Genomic DNA, 4,106 nt, shown 5'->3' with positions numbered 1-4,106 from the left:
CGTCGGCGGCCCAGCCGAAGCGGCCGCCGCGCGCCTCGAGGGCGGCGAACAGCACATCGTCCTCGCCGCCGATCTGGTCCGATCCGACGTGGAAAGGCTGGTCGCCGGGTAGGGCCGTGGCCCGAACCAGCAGGGAGTTGCCGCAGCCGTGGGCGTGATCCAGCACGCGGTCGCAGTCCGGACCCTGACGACCGAAGAACCGCTCCAGATAGGGCGTGGTCCAGCCGGTCCCCTCGGGCACGCGCCCGCGAATGGGACCGAAGACGGCGTCGGCGCCGCTCGCTTCCTGCGCGCGCAGCAAGGCGGCCAGCCAACCCGGCGAGGCGGCCTCGTCATCATCAAGGAAGGCGATCAACGGCGCGGCCGTGGCGGCCAGTCCGGTGTTGCGCGCGGTGGCGACGCCGGGGCGCGGCGCATGGGTCCAGATCAGGGGAACGGGGGCCTCCGCCCGCAGAGCCTTGACCGTTTCGCGCGAACTGGCCTCGGGGTCGTTATCGACGACGACGATCTCGCGCAGGCGCGACGCTGCGCCTTCCTGAACGAAGACCGAGCGCAGGGCGCGCGTCAGGCTGTCCAGCCGCCGCATGGTGGGGATGACGACGGCGACGTCAGGCGCGCTCATATCGCCTCCGCATAGAGGGCCGCGCGATACAGGCGCAGCGCGAAGGCGCGCAGGCCGGTCGGCAGGACAGGCGCGCGGGCGGCGCCCTTGATCAGGGGGCGCAGGGCCTTCAGCCCTGGAACGGCCTTCAGCGCCCTGGCGACGCGATAGCTGGGGTAGGCCGACACGAAGTCGGGGTGGCGCGCCACGACGCGGGCGAAGTTCGGCGCCGACTGTTCGTATTTGGCGGCCAGGGCCTCGACCGTGTCCAGACCCATGTGGGTGGCGGGGTTGTCCAGATGCACGACCTCGAACCGGCGCGAGACGCGCATGGCCCACTCGACGTCCTCCCAGCCCCAGCCGCTGAAGCCGGAATCGAAGGTCTCCGTATCGAAGACGTCGCGGCGCACCAACAGGTTGGAGGTGAAGACGTATTTCTCGGGCTGTTCGGCGCGCTGGACGGCGGGGATGCAGTCGGACCGGGCCGCCATGTGGCGATGGACGGCGAAGCGCGCGTCCTGCGGCGCCTGCAACAGGGAGAAGCCGCCGAAGGCCACGGCCGGGCGCGCGTCGCGAGCCAGCTCGACCCACGTCCTCAGGAAGCCCGGATGGTCGGGCCTCATGTCGCTGTCCAGGAACAGGAAGGTCTGGCCGCGCGCGGCCTGGGCCAGGCGGTTACGGCCCTCCGAACGGCCCTGATTGGCGCTGAGCGAGATCAGGCGCACGGGCAGGGCCGTGCCGTCGATCAGGGCGTTCAGGCTCGCGGTCAGTTCGGCGTCATTGGTGCCGTCGTCCAGCACGATGAGTTCAGCTTGTCCGTCCAGGGCGGGCGCCTCGGCGTCCAGGCGCCGCAACAGGTCGGTCGGGTCGTCGCGCAGGAAGGGGATCAGCACCGACAGGATCGGTTGCGCCTCGGCCCAAGCCGGGCTGTCGTGATGAATCGCGAGGCTCATGCCGCCTGCCTCCGTGCGCGCAGGAAGGCTTTCAGCCGCACGCTCAGGTCGCGCACCCCGGCGGCGTTCAGGCCATAGGCGACGGCGCCGTAGACGATCATGCCCACGCCTGCGTCCAGCATCAGCTCAAGGAAGCCTCCGATTGGCGGCAGCATCATCACCACGCCGGCCATGACGGCGGCGGCTGCGCCGCAACGCACCAGGGCGTTCCACGGCACGGGCAGGGGCAGGATACGCCGACCGATCAGCATCGAGGCCATCAGGCCCAGCGCGAAGCTGATCGCCGTCGCCCAGGCCGCGCCCATGACGCCGAAACGCGGGATCAGCAGGATGTTCAGAATGATGTTGCTGCCCGCCGGAATGCTCATGGCCAGCAGCAGCCAGCCGGTGCGGCGGCCCAGGGTGAACGCCTGCCCGAAATAATAGGTCGTCATGCCCGACAGGAAGGCGCCCAGCGCCACCCACGGCGTGACCGAAGCGGCGACGGTGCGCAGGTCTTCGCCGATCATGAACTCGGCCAGCGGCCGCGCGACCAGGGCCACGCCCACGGCGGCGGGCAGACCGATCAGCACCAGGGTCGAGGCCTGCTCGCGCGCCGCCGCTTGAAGATCTTCGCGCCCGCCGCGCTCTAGCGCCATGACCAACGCCGGCGCCCCGGCCGCCCCCAGCCACACGAACATGACGTCCAGCGTCCGGTTGGCGATGCTGTAGGCCGCGTGATAGGCGCCGACCGCCGCCTCGTTCATGAACAGGGCCAGCAGGAAGCGGTCCGTCGAGGCCAGCACCACGGTCAGCCCCAGGCCCACGGCGATCGGATAGCCATAGACGGCGTAGGATTTCAGCCGCTGGCGATCCAGCCGTCCGCGTTTCGCCTCGCGCAGTTCGGCGGGCAGGATGAAGGGCAGGGCGACCAGCGGCGCCAGCAGCATCCCCGCCAGCGGTGCCTCGGCCCCCATCCCCAGCAGCGCCAGGCCGACGCCGAAGGCCAGCCCTGCAACCGCGCTCCAGATGTCGATGGCGGCGGCGGGGCCGACCTCGCCCGCTGCGCGGAACCGCTCCTGCGCCAGCTTCAGGAAGCAGCGCACGGGAATCCCCGCCAGCGCCACCGCCAGCGGCAGGCGGAAGTTGTCCGGCATGGGCCACAGCCACACCAGCAGACCGGCGACCGGCACGAAGACGACGGTGATCAGGAAGGCAGCGCGATACAGGCTGGCGAAATGCTCGGCCATCTGCGTTTCGTCGGACTGGGCCGCCCAGAAGCGGGCCATGGAGGCTTCCAGCCAGCTGAACGTCGCCACATGGGCCAGCGTCAGCACCGCATAGGCCAGCGCATAGCGGCCGAAATCCTCGGGCGACAGCAGGCGCGTAAAGATGATGATGGTCAGAAACCCGACCACGCCCTGCACGATATTGGCCGGCAGGTAGCCGAACACCCCCCTCCAGAACATCAGCGCACAGCCATCCTGTCGCCCAGCAGTACAGGAATGGTCACGGCGATGATCCACAGGTCGAGCCAGAAGGACTGGCGCTCGATGTATTCGATGTCGAGCTGAACCCGGCGGCGCACCTCATCCGCCGTATGCAGCGGCCCACGCGAGCCCTTGACGGCGGCCCAGCCGGTCATGCCGGGCTTGATGCGGTGGCGATGGGCGTATTCGGCCACCAGACGCGCCGACTCGGCGTCTCCGGTCTTCATGCCGATGGCGTGCGGGCGCGGGCCGACCAGCGACATCTCGCCGCGCAGCACGTTCACCAGCTGCGGCAGCTCGTCCAGGCTGGTGGCGCGCAGGAACTTGCCGAGCTTCGTCACCCGGTCGTCGCCCGCCGTGACCTGACGGCTGGCGGTGGCGTCAGAGGCTTCCTGACGCATGGTGCGGAACTTCCACACCACGATCTCTTCTTGATTGAAGCCGTGGCGGCGCTGGCGGAACAGGGCCGGGCCCTTGCTGTCCATCCGCACGGCCAGACCGATCAGGAACAGCACAGGGCTGAGCACGACCAGCGCCAGGGCCGACAGGATGATGTCCAGGATGCGCTTGTTGAACGCCCGCCGCTCGCCGTCCACCGCGCCGCCCAGCAGGGGCAGGGAGGATGAGGCCAGCTTTTCCAGCGCCTCATTGCGCTGGGCCGCGCCCTTGGGGTCGACCAGCAGGGTCAGGGGAATGGGCAGAACCTCAAGGCGGTGCGTCAGGGCGCGGACGCGCGCTTCAGCCTTGGGGTCGATGGCCAGGATGACCCGGTCGATATAGGGCGTCAGCCTGTGTTCCAGCAGGGCGTCGGTGCCGCCCAGAACCGGCACGCCGGCCAGGGCGTCGGGCGTGCGGGCCAGGCGGTCGTCGAAGACGCCCAGAATGTTCAGGTCGCGCCGGTCCAGCGCCTCGCGGATCAGCGATTCGGCGTGACGGGTGGCGCCGACCACGACGACGTTGGGCGTCAGATCGCCCCGGCTGCGCCATTGGGCCACCAGCATCCGCCAGATGCTGTGCAGTCCGGTCAGCAACACCGCCGAGGCGATCGCCCACCAGCCGTATTCGGCCAGCGGCGTCTCGCCG

General features: G+C 70.0%; 4 protein-coding genes. All 4 read right to left on the bottom strand.

Going from position 1 to position 4,106, the window contains the following annotated elements; translation table 11 throughout:
- A partial coding sequence (locus RT567_RS14245) for a glycosyltransferase family 2 protein (RefSeq protein ID WP_313576931.1) occupies positions 1-622 on the bottom strand: 622 nt, incomplete at its 3' end.
- Positions 619-1,554: a glycosyltransferase family A protein gene (locus RT567_RS14240; protein WP_313576930.1), complete on the bottom strand. Its 936-nt coding sequence runs from the start codon at positions 1,552-1,554 to the stop codon at positions 619-621. The genes RT567_RS14245 and RT567_RS14240, both read right to left, overlap by 4 nt.
- Complete coding sequence (locus tag RT567_RS14235; RefSeq protein WP_313576929.1) at positions 1,551-3,002, bottom strand: lipopolysaccharide biosynthesis protein; 1,452 nt, start codon at positions 3,000-3,002, stop codon at positions 1,551-1,553. The genes RT567_RS14240 and RT567_RS14235 overlap by 4 nt, the downstream gene beginning before the upstream one ends.
- Positions 3,002-4,106 (bottom strand): exopolysaccharide biosynthesis polyprenyl glycosylphosphotransferase (locus tag RT567_RS14230; protein ID WP_313576928.1); only part of this gene is annotated, 1,105 nt, incomplete at its 5' end. The genes RT567_RS14235 and RT567_RS14230, both read right to left, overlap by 1 nt.

It is taken from the genome of Brevundimonas sp., assembly GCF_032107865.1.
Lineage (GTDB): Bacteria > Pseudomonadota > Alphaproteobacteria > Caulobacterales > Caulobacteraceae > Brevundimonas.
This window is presented reverse-complemented; position numbering and strand designations above follow the sequence as displayed.